Here is a 16,078-nt window from a genome sequence, read left to right on the forward strand (position 1 = left end):
ACAGGTGGCTGGCCAGCACGGAACCCAATCACTATAGTCACTGCATCTATAAGTGATAAATATTGTTTTCCGCTGGTTATCATCTGAAAAAACTATGGTTGGTTTATGCTGGACTTGAGATTGCTGCGTTTCTTCATCGCCATCTATGAAGAGAAGAACATCACGGCGGCGGCCGAGCGCTGCCACGTCAGCCAGCCCTCCCTCTCGGCGGGGCTGCGCCAGCTGGAAGAGGCGCTCGGTGACAGCCTGTTTGTCCGGGGCAAAAAGGGGGTGGTGGCGAAAGATCCGGCCCACTATCTCTATCCTCACGCGGTCAAGCTGGTGGAGGAGGCGCGCCGTTTGCCAGAGCTGTTTCGCCAGAAAGCGACGCGTGCGAGGCTCAATATCGCCATCATGCCGGACTTGAGTCGCCGCCGGGTGGCCGGGCTGTTGCAGCAAGTACAGCGCGTGTTGCCGCAACTGGATCTCACCCTCTCCGACTACACCACACCCGCCGACTGCCGCTTGACGCTAGATGCCCTGCGCCGGGAGGACGAGATCTTCCTGCCGCTGTGGGAGGAGGATTACGTGCTCTGCGTGCCGGTCGACCATCCCCTTGCCAGTCGCGAAAGGATCGAGCTGGCCGAGCTGCAACATTATGATTTTATTGAGTGCCCGCCGTGCGAAGCCCATCAGCAGACTATCGGCCTGCTGGCCTGTGACCGCCTTACCCTCAATCTGGTGGCCAAGGCCGAGAGCAAGGGGCTGGTGATGGCGCTGGTGCTGGCGGGGGTCGGCATCAGTTTTCTGCCGGACGGGCTGGTCGAGGATGAGGCGGGGCTCTGTACCCTGCCGGTGAGCGGGCCGCGGATGTTTCGCCGGATCGGGCTCTGCTATCCCGCCCACCAGACCCTCAATCCGGCGCTGCGGGAGCTGATCCCCGAGTTGGCAGGCTATGGCGCTTCCTGATAAGGTCGCTCTCCTGTGCACCTTTACGATGCAGCTCCCCAGACTCCCCTTTTCTGTTTACCGCGCCTTGCTCCGCAAGGCTTTGTTCGGGTGATGTGGTCATGAAACGCATTCTGGTTATTTTTTCCCATCCCGCGTTGCAGAGCTCGCGGGCCAACAAGCAGCTGTTGCAGGCGATTGAGGGGCTGGAGGGGGTCAAGGTTCACGACCTCTATCAGCACTATCCCGACATGTTTATCGATGTGAAGCGGGAGCAGGCGCTGCTCTGTGAGCACGATATCATCGTCTTCCAGCACCCGTTTTACTGGTACTCCTGTCCGGCCATCATGAAAGAGTGGATGGATCTGGTGCTGGAGTATGGCTATGCCTACGGCCCCGAAGCCCACGCCCTCAAGGGCAAGCAGTGGCTGAGCGCCATCACCACCGGCGGGGCGCCGGAGTCCTACTGCAGTGAGGGTTACAACAGCCGACCGCTGCTCGATTTTCTGCTGCCATTTCAGCAGGCTGCCACCTTGTGCGGCATGAACTGGCTGCCCCCCTTCGTGCTGCACTCCTTTCACAAGATCAAGGATCCCGCCGCCCTGCGCCGCTGTGGACAGGATTACCGCCAGCTGCTTTGCGCCCTGCGTGACGATCAGCTGACTCCAGAGCAACTGGCCGGGCGTCCTTATCTGCGCGACTTGTTGGAGGTGCTCTGATGAAACTCGGGCAGCTTGTTGGCCGAGCTTATGAGCCGGACCAGACGTTCACACGGAGGGCCGACTGATGGGCCACAGTATCCTGTTTGATGCCTTTATCTACCTCTCCGCCGCCGTCATCGCGGTGCCGCTGGCCAAACGCTGGGGGCTGGGCTCGGTGCTCGGCTACCTGCTGGCGGGAATCATCATTGGCCCCTTTCTGCTGGGGCTGGTGGGGGAGCAGAAGGATGTGATGCACTTCGCCGAGTTTGGCGTGGTGCTGATGCTGTTTCTGGTCGGTCTTGAATTGCGTCCGGCCCTCTTGTGGCAGCTGAAGGGGCCGATCCTCGGCACCGGCGGCCTGCAGGTGCTGCTCACCACGGCGGCGCTGACCGGCGTGGCGCACCTGATCGGTCTACCTCTACAACAGGGGCTGGCTATCGGCCTCATTCTGGCGCTCTCCTCCACCGCCATAGTTCTGCAGAGCCTGCAGGAGCGCAAGCTGATGCAGAGCGAGAGCGGTCGATCCGCCTTTGCGGTGCTGCTGTTTCAGGATATTGCGGTCATTCCGATCCTGGCGCTGCTGCCGCTGCTGGCCATGGCGCCGGTCGCCAGCAATGGCGGTTCCGAGCTGGCGGGTTGGCAGCATGGTCTGCTGGTGGTCGCGGCCATCTCCGGCATAGTGCTGGGTGGCCACTACCTGATGCGGCCGGTATTTCGTGCCATCGCCCAGTCCCACATGCGGGAGATCTTCGTCGCCGCCGCCCTGCTGCTGGTGATCGCTATCGCTGTGCTGATGGAGTCGGTGGGGCTTTCGCCTGCACTTGGCTCCTTCCTCGCCGGTGTGGTGCTGGCCGACAGCGAATATCGCCATGAGCTGGAGGCCGACATAGAGCCGTTCAAGGGCTTGCTGCTCGGCCTGTTCTTTATGTCGGTGGGGGCGGGGATCGACTTCGGGCTGTTTGCCGAGCACCCCTTCCTGATACCAACCCTGGTGGTTGGCCTGATGGTGCTCAAATGGCTGGTGCTGATGGCGCTCGGCTTCATTATCCGCATCTCGCCGAGCCAGCGCTGGACCTTCGCGCTGGCGCTCGCACAGGGCGGTGAGTTTGCCTTCGTGCTCTTCTCGTTTGCCGCGCAAAACAGGGTGCTGCCCGGTGAGACCATCTCGCTGCTGACGCTGGTGGTAGCGCTCTCCATGGCGCTGACCCCGCTGCTGCTGATCCTCAACGATCGGGTGATCCAGCCCTGGTTCGATTACCGTAACCAGAGCGACGCACCGCAGCATGAGCAACCTGAGCTGGTGGAGCATCCGGTGATCATCGCGGGCTTCGGCCGCTTCGGTCAGATCGTGGGGCGTCTGCTGCATGGTCACGGCATCGGCACCACCATCCTCGAGCAGGATGCCAGCCAGATAGAGACCCTGCGCAAGTATGGCTATCAGGTCTTCTATGGCGATGCCAGCCGGATCGACTTGCTCCATGCCGCCGGGGCCCACAAGGCGAAGCTGCTGGTGCTCTCCATCAACGATCCGGCTACTTCGCTGGCGGTAATCGAGATGGTGCAGAAGCACTTCCCGCACCTGAAGATCCTGGCGCGAGCGCTGGATCGACCCCATGCCCACGAGATCCTGCGCCACGGGGTCGAGAGCGTGCACCGGGAAACCCTGGGCTCGGCGGTCGATCTGGGGGTGGAAGCCCTGACCCAGCTCGGTTTTCGGGCCAACCAGGCCTGGCGGGCGGGGCAGACCTTCAAGCAGCACGATAACTGGCTGTTGCGCGAGCAGGTCAACTATCTGGACGACGAACACACTTATATCAACAAGAGCCTGCAATACCGGGAGATCCTCTCCGATCTGTTGCAAGACGACGAGGAGGGGCAGGAGCGTATCCATGCCCACAACTGGAATAGCGGGCTACCCGACGACGACAAGGAAGCAAAATGATTGCCTATTACCCCATGTTCAAACACCTGCATATGACGCTGGCGCTGGTCAGTCTGCTGCTCTTTATCTATCGCTGGAGTCTGGCGCTGGCCGGCAGCGATCGGTTGCAGCAGAAGTGGCTGAAGATCCTCCCGCATATCAACGACACCTTCCTGCTGCTGTTTGGTGTGTTGCTGGCGGTGGCCTTGCAGTTGAGCCCCGGCCAACAACCCTGGCTGATGGCCAAGCTGATTGCACTGGTACTCTATATCGGTCTGGGTGTCATGGCGCTCAAGCGCCCGGCCCGCGGTCAGAAGCTGGTGGCCGGTGTGGCAGCGCTGGCGGTATTTGGCTACATGGTCGGTGCGGCCATCACCAAGTCAGCCTGGTCGTGGCTGATGTGAGCAAAAGGGGAGAGTCATGCTCTCCTCATGAAATCATATTCTGTGATGAATTAATTAATCGGAGTTTTATGCTAACAATAAATCGCAAGATAGAACTTTCATTTGAGGGATTTTTGGCTAATTTTAGCCTCTAGCGGCTCCTTTTTTGAGTGCATTGTCTTTATAAATCAACTGTTTAGTGTGTTTTGTATGAAAATGGCGACAGTTGTCGCAGCAAAACTTGCGACATAGACTGTCGCAAGTCACGACTAGCATACAGTCAACGCTAAACCAGTGAAGGCAAGCACCATGAGCAAGAAGCTGTTACGACAACTGACCTTGGCGCGTTGCATCCCGCACCGCCCTTACAAGCTGACCGCCAGCCAACTCCAGGTAAAACTGGAAGAGGAAGGTATCCATGTCAGTCTGCGTACCGTGCAACGGGACCTGGAGGAGATGTCCGGCATGGGACTGTTCGACCTCACCTCGGACGAGCGCAGCAAACCCCATGGCTGGTGCTTCGAGCGCCACGGCCTCAACGACTTTGCCAATATCATGCCGCTCTCGCTGGCGGTGGCCCTGAAAACCTGGAGTGATCAGGCGAGCCAACTGTTGCCGGCGAGTGTACTGACCGAATTGAATCCGCTGGTCGACAAGGCGAGCCAGGTGATCCGCGACAGCCAGAGTGAACTGGCCGAACGCTGGCTGGAGAGTGTCCACCAGTCACCGCGTCCGTTTGCCGGCAACCCGGAGATCCGCCGCAGCACCCTGATCCGCGATGCGCTCTGGCGTGGTCGCAAGTTCAGTGCCGAGATCCAGCGCGTGATCAAAGAGCGCACCGTATGGCTCTGCTACGACCGTATCAACCCGCTCGGCATTCTCAATCAGCCGGATGGTCCGATCCTGCTCTGCACTCTGTCCGAGCTGGATCCCAAGGTCTACGGCATCCCGTTCGACCATATCAAGAACGTGGAGCTGACCAACTTCAGCGCCACCCAGCCGAAGGATTTCAATATCCAGAAGCTGATCCGCGATCAGGGCTATCAGGATGTGAGCGGCCCGATCCGCTTCGTCGGCCGGATCGATGCCAACAGCCAGTCGCTGGTGGATAACCAGATCCCCGGCAACAATCCGCGCATGACCCGCTATGACAAGCGCAGCGTGGTGGTGGAGACCGAAGTGCAGGACACCCCGGAGTTTCGCAGCTGGTTGAACAACATCGGCGGTGAACTGGAGGTGCTGGCACCGGAATCGCTGCGCAAGGCCTATCTCAATCCGGCCAACCGCTTGAGCTGATTAAAAAATTGGAATGTTGAAGAGTCGAGCCTGGTCTCGGCTCTTTTTTTTTGCGGTTTTTTTAAGCATATTTATTCAACTAATTTTTAAGTCTTAACGTCAGGATTGAACCGTTTTCCTGCCCCGTTTTCGGGGGCGAAACCCGTGTAAGAGATCTGCCATAGCGACTGTAAGAGGCTGGCGCTTTGAGCCGTACGCGAAGCCATGCCAGAATGGTCGAGCTTTCCCGTGAAACTAAATAACTAACTGATATTAAAGGGTTAGTTTTTAAGTTCGTTTTTTGAGATGGGAGCCGCATCGGATCTTTATCATCGGATGGCCCTTGTTCGGGGTGAGCATTTCCTTAGTATGGGTCTCACAAGGACGGAGCTGGTCCGGCAGGATGCAGGGCAGCGCATAAAGATGGAATAGTCCGCAGGATGTGGACAAGGGACACCTCAGGATGAGCTCGATAATCAGGATGATTATCGTCACGGATGAATAAAGGAACACCGCGGGATGCGGCAGGACACTCTCGGGATGGGAGCAGAATGAACGGAACCTCGTTCTTCAGGATGAACAGGACCTCGCCGGATGCGAGAGGAATACTTCAGGATGAAGTGAGATAACCCGGATGGTTATCTGTCAGGAAGACGCAAGGAACCCCACAGGACGTGGTAATGGACACCTCCAGGATGGAGACAGGGAAGCAGTTCAGGATGAATTGCCAGGCCAGGAACGCCGCAGGACACGCCAACGGATTGGAAAGGGGATATTCCAAAGGATTAGGATAACGTCAGGGATTGCAGGGAGCATTGCAGTTCTACGGACAGGACGACACGACTCTAGGGGACGGCTACCGCCGTCCCCTTTTCTTTTATGGTTTGTCCGAGAGATTGCCGCGCTGGGCGGCGTTGACGATCTCTTGCAGGCGCTGACGAATGTCGACCATGCCAAACACACCAAAGATCAGCACAGTGACAAACTCGGCCTTAGTGACCGCGAAGTAGCGTTTGCAAGCTGCCTTGATCATGCTGGCCTGCAGCCAGTGCAGCAGGGCGACGATCACGCCGCAGACCGGCAGAAAGCCGTTGAGTTTGCCGGGCAGCGGGGCAATCAGGCTCATCAGCACGCCAAACCAGAAGAACAATATCAGCCCCATCGCCAACAGATTAAAGACCCGCTTCATTGTTTACCTCCCTTAGATAGAGTTGGTAGCAGACCTGATTTGATCGACCTGCTTGTCCTTGAGCCATTGTCCAAATTGACGGGGAGGGCTACTGCGCCCATTCCCCCCCTTTAAACTGCAGCGTCATTCTTGGTGTCCCGCAGATAGAGCTGGTAGCTGACCTGACCTGCCTGTTTATCCTTGAGTAGTTGCCAGCTGGCGGGCAGCGCCAGATCGGCCATCTCCTTCTCCCGCTCCAGATAGATGAGGGCGTCCGGCGCCAGCCAGCCGCGCTGCTCCAGCAGTTCGCACACTTGCGGCAGCAGGTCGCGGCGAAACGGCGGATCGAGGAACACCAGATCAAACGGTGTGGCCGGGCCTTGCAGCCAGCTCACTGCATCTGACTGGATCACCTGACCCTGACTGCTGCCGAGGGCGGTCAGGTTCTTCTTGATCTGGTCGGCGGCCCCTTTGTCCATCTCGATCAGGGTCACCTGCTCGGCATAGCGCGACAGCGCCTCCAGCCCGAGTCCGCCGCTACCGGCAAACAGATCCAGGCAGCGGGTGCCACGAATGTGGGGGGCCAGCCAGTTGAAGATGGTCTCCTTGACGCGATCCGTGGTGGGTCTGAGCCCCTCCACATCCTTGACCGGCAATTTGCGGCCTCGCCACTGGCCGCTGATGATTCTTACAAAGCCCGATTTTCCTTGCGGGGCGGGACTCTTGCTCGGGTTGCTACGGCTGGATTTCACTCTGGGCATCGCGTTTCATCGTCAGAAAATAAAGTGGTAGTATAAGGCGGTTCATTTTTATGCCGACCCGCCAAGGGACGGCTATCTTAGCAGTCAGCCTTTGATGTGAGTATTTTTAGATGGCAAAAGGTTTGTTTTCCTGGCTGGGTTTCGGCCGCAAGAAAGAAGAGGCTGAGGCTGTCCAACCACAGACACCCCAAGCCACCCCCGTTACCGTTGAGCCCGAGGTCACTGCTACCCCCGCTCCCGTTTCCGATACAACTGTTTCCGATAGTACGCCGGCTGTTGCCCCCGAAGTGCCTGCCAGCGCACAGAATCCCGTTTTGCAAGATGATTGCTGCCTGCCGACCGAGCTGGACGACCACGGCCCGCTGGTAGTGGAGGAGTGCGCCTCCGATCTGGAGCCGGTGATCGTCAACGAAGCGCTGATCGCCGAAGAGGAGCGTGCCGCTGAAGCCGCTCGCACTGCCGCAGAGGCGCAAGCCGCTGAGGTCAAGGCTGCCGAAGAGGCTCGCATTGCTGCCGAAGCCCGCGCCGCAGAAGAGGCCCGCATCGCCGCCGAAGCTCGTGCTGCCGAAGAGGCTCGCATTGCTGCCGAAGCCCGCGCCGCAGAAGAGGCCCGCATCGCCGCCGAAGCTCGTGCTGCGGAAGAAGCTCGCATTGCTGCCGAAGCCCGCGCTGCGGAAGAAGCTCGCATTGCTGCCGAGGCCCGCGCTGCGGAAGAGGCTCGTATCGCCGCCGAGGCTCGCACCGCAGAAGAGGCTCGCATTGCTGCAGAAGCCCGCGCCGCGGAAGAATCTCGCATTGCCGCCGAAGCTCGCGCTGCGGAAGAGGCACGTATCGCTGACGAAGCCCGCGCTGCGGAAGAGGCTCGTATTGCTGCCGAAGCCCGCGCTGCGGAAGAGGCTCGTATTGCTGACGAAGCCCGCGCTGCGGAAGAGGCCCGTATCGCTGCCGAGGCTCGTGCCGCGGAAGAAGCTCGTATTGCCGCTGAAGCTCAGGCTGCGGAAGAAGCCCGTATCGCCAAAGAGGCCCAGCGCGCGGAAGATATGCGCCTGGTCGCCGCGATGGAGGCTGAGGCCGCCGCACTGGCTGCTCTGCCGCTGGCCGCCAAGGTGGACGACGACACCCAGGACAAGCCGCAGCGGGAGGGCTTCTTTGCTCGCCTCAAGCGCAGTCTGGTGCGCACCAAAGAGAATATCGGCTCAGGTTTCTTCGGCCTGTTCCGTGGCAAGAAGATCGACGATGAGCTGTTCGAAGAGCTGGAAACCCAGCTGCTGACCGCCGATCTCGGCGTCGACACCACCACCCGCATCATCGAGGGGCTGGTGCAGCACGCGGATCGCAAACAGCTCAAGGATGCCGAGGCGCTCTATGGTCTGCTCAAGCAGGACATGGGCGAGATGCTGGCCAAGGTCGAGCAGCCGCTGGTGATCGACACCAGCAAGAAGCCTTATGTGATCCTGATGGTCGGCGTGAATGGCGTTGGCAAGACCACTACCATCGGCAAGCTGGCCAAGCAGTTCCAGGCTGAAGGCAAGAGCGTGATGCTGGCGGCGGGTGACACCTTCCGTGCCGCAGCGGTCGAACAGCTGCAGGTTTGGGGTCAGCGCAACAACATTCCGGTGATTGCCCAGCATACCGGTGCCGACTCCGCTTCCGTCATTTATGACGCCATCGAGGCCGCCCGCTCCCGCGGGGCTGATGTGCTGATCGCCGACACCGCCGGTCGCCTGCAGAACAAGAGCAACCTGATGGAAGAGCTCAAGAAGGTCGTGCGGGTGATGAAGAAGCTGGATGAAGAGGCGCCCCACGAGATCATGCTGACTCTGGATGCAGGCACCGGCCAGAACGCCCTGAGCCAGGCCAAGCTGTTCAGCGAGGCGGTTGGCCTGACCGGCATCACCCTCACCAAGCTGGATGGCACGGCCAAGGGCGGCGTCATCTTCGCGGTGGCCGACAAGTTCCAGATCCCGATCCGCTATATCGGGGTGGGCGAGGGGATCGACGATCTGCGTCCCTTCGTTGCCAACGATTTCATCGAGGCGCTCTTCAGCCGCGATGAATAAGTCCGGCCGCGATGAGTCAGCTCAGCCGTGATGAGTAAGTGTTCCATACCCCGACTCCGGTCGGGGTTTGTCAATTTCAGGGAACCGTTATGATTCGTTTTGACAAGGTCAGCAAGGTATACAGCGGCGGCCATCAGGCGCTGCAAAAGGTCAGCTTTCACCTGCGCAAGGGAGAGATGGCCTTTCTGACCGGGCACTCGGGGGCGGGCAAGAGTACCCTCCTCAAACTGATCAGCGTGATGGAGCGCCCGACCGATGGTCGTGTCTTCTTTCATGGCGATGATGTTAGCCATATCCAGCGCAGCCAGATCCCCTATGTTCGCCGCCAGATCGGGATGATCTTTCAGGATCACCGCCTGCTGATGGACCGCACCGTGTTCGACAACGTGGCGCTGCCGCTGGTGATCGATGGTTACAGCCACGCCGATATCAACAAGCGGGTGGCGGCGGCGCTGGACAAGGTGGGGTTGCTCGGCAAGGAGCGCTACCAGCCGCGCATGCTCTCCGGTGGTGAGCAGCAGCGGGTCGGCATCGCCCGCGCCATCGTCAACAAGCCGCCGCTGCTGCTGGCGGATGAACCGACCGGCAACCTGGATCCCCAGCTCTCCATGGATATCATGCGGCTATTCCAGGAGTTCAACAATTTTGGGGTCTCGGTACTGATTGCCACCCACGATCTGGGGCTGATCGCCCGTATGCGCTATCGCACCCTGACCCTCAAGGCGGGCCGCATGTATTCGGCCGGGGAGGAGCTCTGATGGCTATCGTTCGTCATAAGCAACCGCCGCTGCGCCGTCTGATGATGTACGGGGTTGATCATGTGCGGCAGGCGTTTGCCAGTCTCGGGGAGCTGTGGCGCAATCCGCTCGCCTCCCTGATGACGCTGGCGGTGCTTGGCGTCAGTCTGGCGCTGCCCTCCTGTTTCCACGTGTTGCTGAAAAACGCCGAGGTGGTGGAGGGGAGTTGGCAGAGCAGTTCCCAGATCTCTCTTTACCTGCGCAAGGATCTGCCGGAGCAGAGCATTCTCGATCTGCAACACAGGATCCTGCTCTATCCCGAAGTGGATTCGGTCACCTACCTGAGCCGTGACGATGCGTTGCGGGAGTTTCGCGAGATCTCCGGCTTCGGCGATGCCCTCGATTATCTGGACAGCAACCCGCTACCGCCGGTGCTGAGCGTGATCCCGGATCCGCGCTGGCAGAACCCGGAAGGGGCCGCCGAGCTGCTCAGCAAGCTCAACAACGAAGTGGGGGTCGAACAGGGCAAGCTGGATCTGCAGTGGCTGACCCGGCTGCAGGGGATCATGAACCTGCTGCGCCACACCATTACCGGTATCGCCGTGCTGCTACTCTCCGCCGTGTTGCTGATCGTCGGCAATACCCTGCGTCTCAACATCCTCAACCAGCGTTCCGAGATTGAAGTGCTCAAGCTGGTGGGGGCGACCGACTCCTTCATTCATCGCCCTTTCCTCTATACCGGCATCTGGTTCGGGGTGATCGGCGGCATGCTGGCCTGGTGGCTGACCGAAGTGATGGTGATCTGGAGCGAAGGGGTGGTGAAGGAGCTGGCGGGCTTGTATAACAGTAACTTCCGGCTGGTTGGCATGGGGGCGGTAGACGGGATCAATCTGATCTTGCTGGGCGCCCTGCTGGGGCTGATTGCCTCCTGGTTCTCGGTCCATCGCCACATTCGCGACATCGAACCATCCTGATTACTTTGTCATCAAAGTAAATCGCTGGATTTTGAGAGGCGGATCAAGTAAAAGAGGGGCCGTTTCTGGCTTGGCCCCCATAGTCAGAGTATTCTGAATAACAATGATCTTCCGGATCTTCGCTAGATCCAGTGAACCTTCTGATTTATAAGCAGTCTATTAAAGCTGAAGCATTTATACGGGTGTGGCCCCTCTGCCTTGCTCGTCAGACTTGGCAAGCATGTGAAGGTTGCGAGCTCCGCAACAATGGACTTAGCATGCTACTTTTCGGGGGTCCTTCATTGTGACCCCCTTTTTTTGACTGTTCATTCATGATTCATCCTGCAGGCTTAAGATAAGCCGGTCTAAAACTGGGCATGTTCTTTGATACACGCCGCAGAATGGCATCCGGTCAGTAGACAGACCCTCTCAGGGTGTTAGACTGATTCGATTGAAAAGTAAGAGGTAACAGATGGGAACTTCATTGCAGCGCACTATGGCTCTGATTCCGCAAGGTAGTCTGGAAGGCTATATCCAGGCAGTAAACTCTATTCCTGTGCTGAGCGCAGAGGAAGAGCGTGAACTGGCTGAGCGTTTGCAGCAGGATGGCGATCTCGAGGCTGCTCGTCAGCTGGTTATGTCGCATCTGCGCTTTGTCGTTCATGTCGCCAAGAGTTATGCCGGTTACGGTCTGCCTCAGGCCGATCTGGTTCAGGAAGGCAACATCGGCCTGATGAAGGCGGTCAAGCGCTTCGACCCGACGGTCGGCGTGCGTCTGGTCTCCTTTGCCGTGCACTGGATCAAGGCCGAAATTCACGAATATGTCCTGCGCAACTGGCGCATGGTCAAGGTGGCGACCACCAAGGCCCAGCGCAAGCTCTTCTTCAACCTGCGCAAATCCAAAAAACGTCTGGGCTGGCTGAACCACGAAGAGGTTCAGGCCGTGGCGGCCGATCTCGGCGTCTCTGCAAGCGATGTGACCGAGATGGAAGCGCGGATGGCCAACTACGATCAGGCGTTCGATCTGGTTGGTGATGATGAGGAAGAGGGCGGTTTTGCTCCGGTTCACTATCTGGAGGACAAATCCTCCGATCTGGCCGCGACCATCGAGAATGACAACTGGGACGATCATGCGACCCGTCGTCTGAGCTCGGCCCTCGCCACTCTGGATGAGCGCAGCCAGCACATCATCCGCGCCCGCTGGCTCGATGATGACAGCAAGACCACTCTGCAGGAGCTGGCCGATACCTACGGCGTCTCTGCCGAGCGTGTGCGTCAGCTTGAGAAAAACGCACTCAAGAAGCTGAAAGATGCCATGGAAGCCTGATGCTTCCTCTCATAAAAACAGGGCCTTATGGCCCTGTTTTTGTTTCGCAAGGATCTGGTCGGCCTTGCTTTGGTTACCCTTGAGTGTGTTATGTTGCCGCCACTGCCACATTAGGGAGAGCAGAAGTGAAACTGTTGAACGACCTGTTTACCAACAACCGTGAGTGGGCCGAACGGATCAAAGCCGAAGATCCCGCTTTCTTTGCCACTCTTTCTGCCCAGCAGGCCCCCGAATACCTCTGGATTGGTTGTTCCGACAGCCGGGTCCCCGCCAACCAGCTGATGGGCTTGCTGCCGGGGGATGTCTTCGTCCACCGCAACGTCGCCAATCTGGTGGTGCATACCGATTTCAACTGCCTCTCCGTGCTGCAATACGCGGTGGAAGTGCTCAAGGTGAAGCACATCATCGTCTGCGGTCATTACGGTTGCGGCGGCGTCAAGGCCGCGATGCAGAACCAGGAGTTGGGTCTCATCGACAACTGGCTGCGCAACATCAAGGATGTCTACTTCAAATATGGTGAAGAGCTCGAGGCCATCGAGGATGAGCACGAGCGCTTCGACTACCTGTGCGAGCTGAACGTGGCCGAGCAGGTCGCCAACGTCTGCCACACCACCATCATCCAGAACGCCTGGCGCAAGGGGCAGGAGCTGGCGGTGCATGGCTGGATCTACGGGATTAAAGACGGTCTGCTGCACGATCTCGATCTTTGCATCAGCGGCCCGGATCAGATCCCCGATGTCTATCGCGCCTGGCCGGACATGCGTCCGCCCCACCGTCGGCGCTAGGGAGCTTCATGGTGGCGCCAGCCCTCTATCTGCAGATCAAGCAGCACATTCTGGACGGGATCCGCGAACGCCACTATCAGGCGGGGGACAGGATCCCGACCGAAGCGGCCCTGTGCGAGCAGTTCACCGTGAGCCGGATGACGGTCAACCGGGCGCTGCGGGAACTGGTGGCTGAGGGGTGGCTGGTACGTACCGCCGGTTCCGGTAGCTTCGTGGCGGACAGGCGCACCGAGTCGCCGCTGCTGGCTATTCGCAATATTGCCGACGAGATCGCCGAGCGTGGCGGTGAGTACAGCGCCCGGGTGATCCGGCTGCAGAGACTGGCCGCCGACGAGAAGGTGGCGGTACAGCTGGGGCTGCGGGTGGGCGCCCCCATCTTTCACAGCTTGATCGTCCATCAGGCCGATGGGGAGCCGTTGCAATTGGAGGAGCGCTTTGTCGATGCCGGGCGCCTGCCTGGCTATGGCGAGCAGGATTTCACCCTGCAAACTCCCAACCGCTATCTGATGGATGTCTGCCCCCTCTCCGAGATGGAGCACGTAGTGGAAGCCGTGTTACCCAGCGCCGGTGAGGCGGGATTGTTGCAGATCCGCGTAGATTCCCCCTGCCTGTTGTTGCACCGGCGTACCTGGTCGGAGGGGCATCTGGTCTCCTACGCCCGTTTGCTCTCCCCCGGTTCCCGCTACAAGCTCAGCTCCAAGACTCAGTTGGAGTGAATGTATATACAACTCGATTTTGCAAAGCCCACCTCCTGGTGGGCTTTTTTGCGCTTAAACTCTAAGTTTGATGCTGTTATCAGGATGTGAATTTCGCTCTTTCTTTCGTCATAGAGATCGACTATAAGAATATGTATATACATTTGAGGTCGCTATGAACAAGGAACTGTTGAACTGCGAGCGTGTCTGGCTCAACGTGACACCCGCCACCCTGAATGATGAGCTGGCCGACTACGGCCTGCTGCCGCTCCACGCCATCGGCGTGAAGGATGGCAAGATCCACGCGCTGGTGCCGATGGCCGAACTGAAGGGGCCGTATCCTGCTCACTGGCAGGATATGCAGGGCAAGCTGGTCACCCCCGGCCTTATCGATTGCCATACACACCTCATCTTCGCCGGCAGCCGTGCCGAAGAGTTTGAACTGCGCCAGAAAGGGGTGCCCTATGCCGAGATCGCCCGTCGGGGTGGCGGCATCATCAGCACGGTGCGTGCCACCCGTGCCGCCAGCGAAGAGCAATTGTTCGAGCTGGCGCTGCCGAGGGTGACATCCCTGATCCGCGAAGGGGTCACCACGGTGGAGATCAAGTCCGGCTATGGCCTGACGCTGGATGATGAACTCAAGATGCTGCGGGTGGCCCGTCGACTGGGAGAGGCGTTGCCGATCCGGGTCAAAACCACTCTGCTGGCGGCCCATGCGGTGCCGCCGGAGTATCGCGACGATCCCGACAGCTGGGTCGAGACCATCTGTCAGGAGATCATTCCGGCCGCAGCCGAGGCGGGTCTGGCTGATGCGGTGGATGTCTTCTGCGAGCACATCGGCTTCTCGCTGGCCCAGACCGAGCAGGTTTATCTGGCGGCGGATCAGTACGGCCTGCCGGTGAAGGGGCATATGGATCAGCTCTCCAATCTCGGTGGCAGCACCCTCGCTGCCAACTTTGGCGCCCTCTCGGTGGATCATCTGGAGTATCTGGATCCGGAAGGGATCCTGGCGCTTGCCCATCGCGGCGTGGTCGCCACCCTGCTGCCCACCGCCTTTTACTTCCTCAAGGAGACCAAGCTGCCGCCGGTCGCCGCGCTGCGCAAGGCGGGGGTGGCGATGGCGGTCTCCTCCGACATCAACCCGGGCACGGCCCCCATCGTCTCGCTGCGGATGGCCATGAACATGGCCTGTACCCTGTTTGGCCTGACCCCGCTGGAGGCCATGGTCGGGGTGACCCGTCACGCCGCTAAAGCGCTCGGCGAGCAGGATCGCCTTGGCCAGCTCAAGGCGGGCATGGCGGCCGATTTTCTGATCTGGCACTGCGCCCATCCGGCCGAGCTGAGCTACATGGTCGGCGTCGATCAGCTGGCAGGCCGCATCTTCAACGGCGAGGAGACCCTCCATGGATAAGTTCAACCCGGTCGACATGGCGCTCTGGCAGGGACGACAGGATCCGGAAGATGGCGAACTGGCCCTGCGTTGGCACGACAAGGTGCAGCCCTGGGCCGCCGGGGCACAAGAAGCAGCTGGTGTAGTGCTGCTCGGTTTTGCCTGCGATGAAGGGGTTCGCCGCAACAAGGGGCGCATTGGTGCTGCCGGTGCGCCGCTGGCGGTGCGCAAGCTGCTGGCCAACACTGCCTGGCATCTAAATCGACCCGTCTACGATGGTGGGGATGTGAGTTGCCCCGACGGCGATCTCGACGCCGCCCACGGCCATCTGGCCGAGCGGGTCGCCGCTGCGCTTGATCTGGGCCACTTCCCGCTGGTGCTGGGGGGCGGCCACGAGGTGGCTTTCGGTAGCTGGAGCGGCCTTAACAATCATCTGGGCGGCAATGGCAAGATAGGCATCATCAACCTCGACGCCCACTTCGACCTGCGCATGAAGCAGGAATTGGCCAGCTCCGGTACCCCCTTCTTCCAGATCGCCGAGCAGTGCGCCGCTCAGGGCACACCGTTTCACTACGCCTGCCTCGGGGTGGCCGAGACCGCCAATACCCAAGCCCTGTTTGCCCGCGCCAAGACGCTGGGAGTGTGGCATGTGCTGGACGAGGCGATGACCCAGACCGGGCTGCCAGCCTTGCTAAGCGGGCTGGACGCCTTTATCGCCGATTGTGATCACCTCTATCTGACCATCGATCTCGACGTGCTGCCGGCGGCCGTTATGCCGGGAGTGAGTGCCCCCGCCGCTCGCGGCGTGGAGCTGGCGGTGATCGAACCGCTGATCGCTCATATCCGGGCCAGCGGCAAGCTCAGGCTTGCCGATCTGGCCGAGTACAACCCGACGCTGGATCAGGATAACCGCAGTGCCCGCGTGGCCGCGCGGCTGGTTCATCTGTTGACCCGTTAACCCTTTGGCCGCCCGTCGCCGAAGGCACCCTATTGAT

The 16,078-nt window shown here is 59.8% G+C and carries 15 protein-coding genes; 13 read left to right on the plus strand and 2 right to left on the minus strand.

What is annotated here, in order from left to right:
* The first annotated feature begins 105 nt into the window (after nt 1-105).
* The 5 genes from I6L46_RS18665 (at nt 106) to I6L46_RS18685 (ending at nt 5,228) form a co-directional block, all read left to right on the plus strand.
* Complete coding sequence (locus I6L46_RS18665) at nt 106-948, plus strand: LysR family transcriptional regulator (RefSeq protein WP_005339957.1); 843 nt, start codon at nt 106-108, stop codon at nt 946-948.
* Nucleotides 949-1,049: 101 nt separating this feature from the next.
* Nucleotides 1,050-1,646, plus strand: coding sequence for an NAD(P)H-dependent oxidoreductase (locus I6L46_RS18670; RefSeq protein WP_047434621.1), 597 nt, complete (start codon nt 1,050-1,052; stop codon nt 1,644-1,646).
* Nucleotides 1,647-1,713: 67 nt separating this feature from the next.
* Nucleotides 1,714-3,570: a monovalent cation:proton antiporter-2 (CPA2) family protein gene (locus tag I6L46_RS18675; RefSeq protein WP_216976674.1), complete on the plus strand. Its 1,857-nt coding sequence runs from the start codon at nt 1,714-1,716 to the stop codon at nt 3,568-3,570.
* Nucleotides 3,567-3,953: a SirB2 family protein gene (locus I6L46_RS18680; protein WP_042081419.1), complete on the plus strand. Its 387-nt coding sequence runs from the start codon at nt 3,567-3,569 to the stop codon at nt 3,951-3,953. Before I6L46_RS18675 ends, I6L46_RS18680 begins: the two co-directional genes overlap by 4 nt.
* 288 nt (nt 3,954-4,241) lie before the next feature.
* Nucleotides 4,242-5,228 carry a YafY family protein gene (locus I6L46_RS18685; RefSeq protein WP_005339987.1) on the plus strand — a complete coding sequence of 329 codons (987 nt, stop codon included), beginning with the start codon at nt 4,242-4,244 and terminating at the stop codon, nt 5,226-5,228.
* Nucleotides 5,229-6,084: 856 nt separating this feature from the next.
* Here I6L46_RS18685 and I6L46_RS18690 read toward each other — a convergent pair.
* Nucleotides 6,085-6,396 (minus strand): DUF1145 domain-containing protein, encoded by a 312-nt coding sequence (locus tag I6L46_RS18690; RefSeq protein ID WP_042052536.1) that lies wholly within the window; start codon nt 6,394-6,396, stop codon nt 6,085-6,087.
* A gap of 110 nt (nt 6,397-6,506) precedes the next feature.
* A complete protein-coding gene (gene rsmD / locus I6L46_RS18695) occupies nt 6,507-7,136 on the minus strand; it encodes a 16S rRNA (guanine(966)-N(2))-methyltransferase RsmD (protein ID WP_129504874.1) in 630 nt (209 codons plus the stop codon).
* A 110-nt stretch (nt 7,137-7,246) separates the two neighbouring features.
* On the opposite strand from rsmD, the gene ftsY reads away from it, so the two are divergent.
* The 8 genes from ftsY (at nt 7,247) to hutG (ending at nt 16,041) form a co-directional block, all read left to right on the plus strand.
* A complete protein-coding gene (gene ftsY / locus I6L46_RS18700; protein ID WP_216976676.1) occupies nt 7,247-9,196 on the plus strand; it encodes a signal recognition particle-docking protein FtsY in 1,950 nt (649 codons plus the stop codon).
* Nucleotides 9,197-9,285: 89 nt separating this feature from the next.
* Nucleotides 9,286-9,954, plus strand: coding sequence for a cell division ATP-binding protein FtsE (gene ftsE, locus I6L46_RS18705; protein WP_005339995.1), 669 nt, complete (start codon nt 9,286-9,288; stop codon nt 9,952-9,954).
* Complete coding sequence (gene ftsX / locus I6L46_RS18710) at nt 9,954-10,907, plus strand: permease-like cell division protein FtsX (protein ID WP_005339996.1); 954 nt, start codon at nt 9,954-9,956, stop codon at nt 10,905-10,907. Before ftsE ends, ftsX begins: the two co-directional genes overlap by 1 nt.
* A 451-nt stretch (nt 10,908-11,358) precedes the next feature.
* The gene (gene rpoH / locus I6L46_RS18715; RefSeq protein ID WP_033137699.1) at nt 11,359-12,213 is read left to right on the plus strand and encodes an RNA polymerase sigma factor RpoH; all 855 of its coding nucleotides are present in this window, start codon (nt 11,359-11,361) and stop codon (nt 12,211-12,213) included.
* Between the two features lie 125 nt (nt 12,214-12,338).
* Complete coding sequence (can, locus tag I6L46_RS18720) at nt 12,339-12,998, plus strand: carbonate dehydratase (RefSeq protein ID WP_005339998.1); 660 nt, start codon at nt 12,339-12,341, stop codon at nt 12,996-12,998.
* A gap of 11 nt (nt 12,999-13,009) precedes the next feature.
* Nucleotides 13,010-13,714, plus strand: coding sequence for a histidine utilization repressor (gene hutC / locus I6L46_RS18725; RefSeq protein WP_041202733.1), 705 nt, complete (start codon nt 13,010-13,012; stop codon nt 13,712-13,714).
* 154 nt (nt 13,715-13,868) lie between these two features.
* On the plus strand, nt 13,869-15,104 hold the full coding sequence (gene hutI / locus I6L46_RS18730) for an imidazolonepropionase (RefSeq protein WP_254203111.1): 1,236 nt from the start codon (nt 13,869-13,871) through the stop codon (nt 15,102-15,104).
* Nucleotides 15,097-16,041 carry a formimidoylglutamase gene (gene hutG, locus I6L46_RS18735; protein WP_216976678.1) on the plus strand — a complete coding sequence of 315 codons (945 nt, stop codon included), beginning with the start codon at nt 15,097-15,099 and terminating at the stop codon, nt 16,039-16,041. The genes hutI and hutG overlap by 8 nt, the downstream gene beginning before the upstream one ends.
* Nucleotides 16,042-16,078: the final 37 nt, after the last annotated feature.

Origin of the sequence: Aeromonas sp. FDAARGOS 1416 (assembly GCF_019048085.1) — a bacterium.
Classification (GTDB): Bacteria; Pseudomonadota; Gammaproteobacteria; order Enterobacterales; family Aeromonadaceae; genus Aeromonas; species Aeromonas veronii.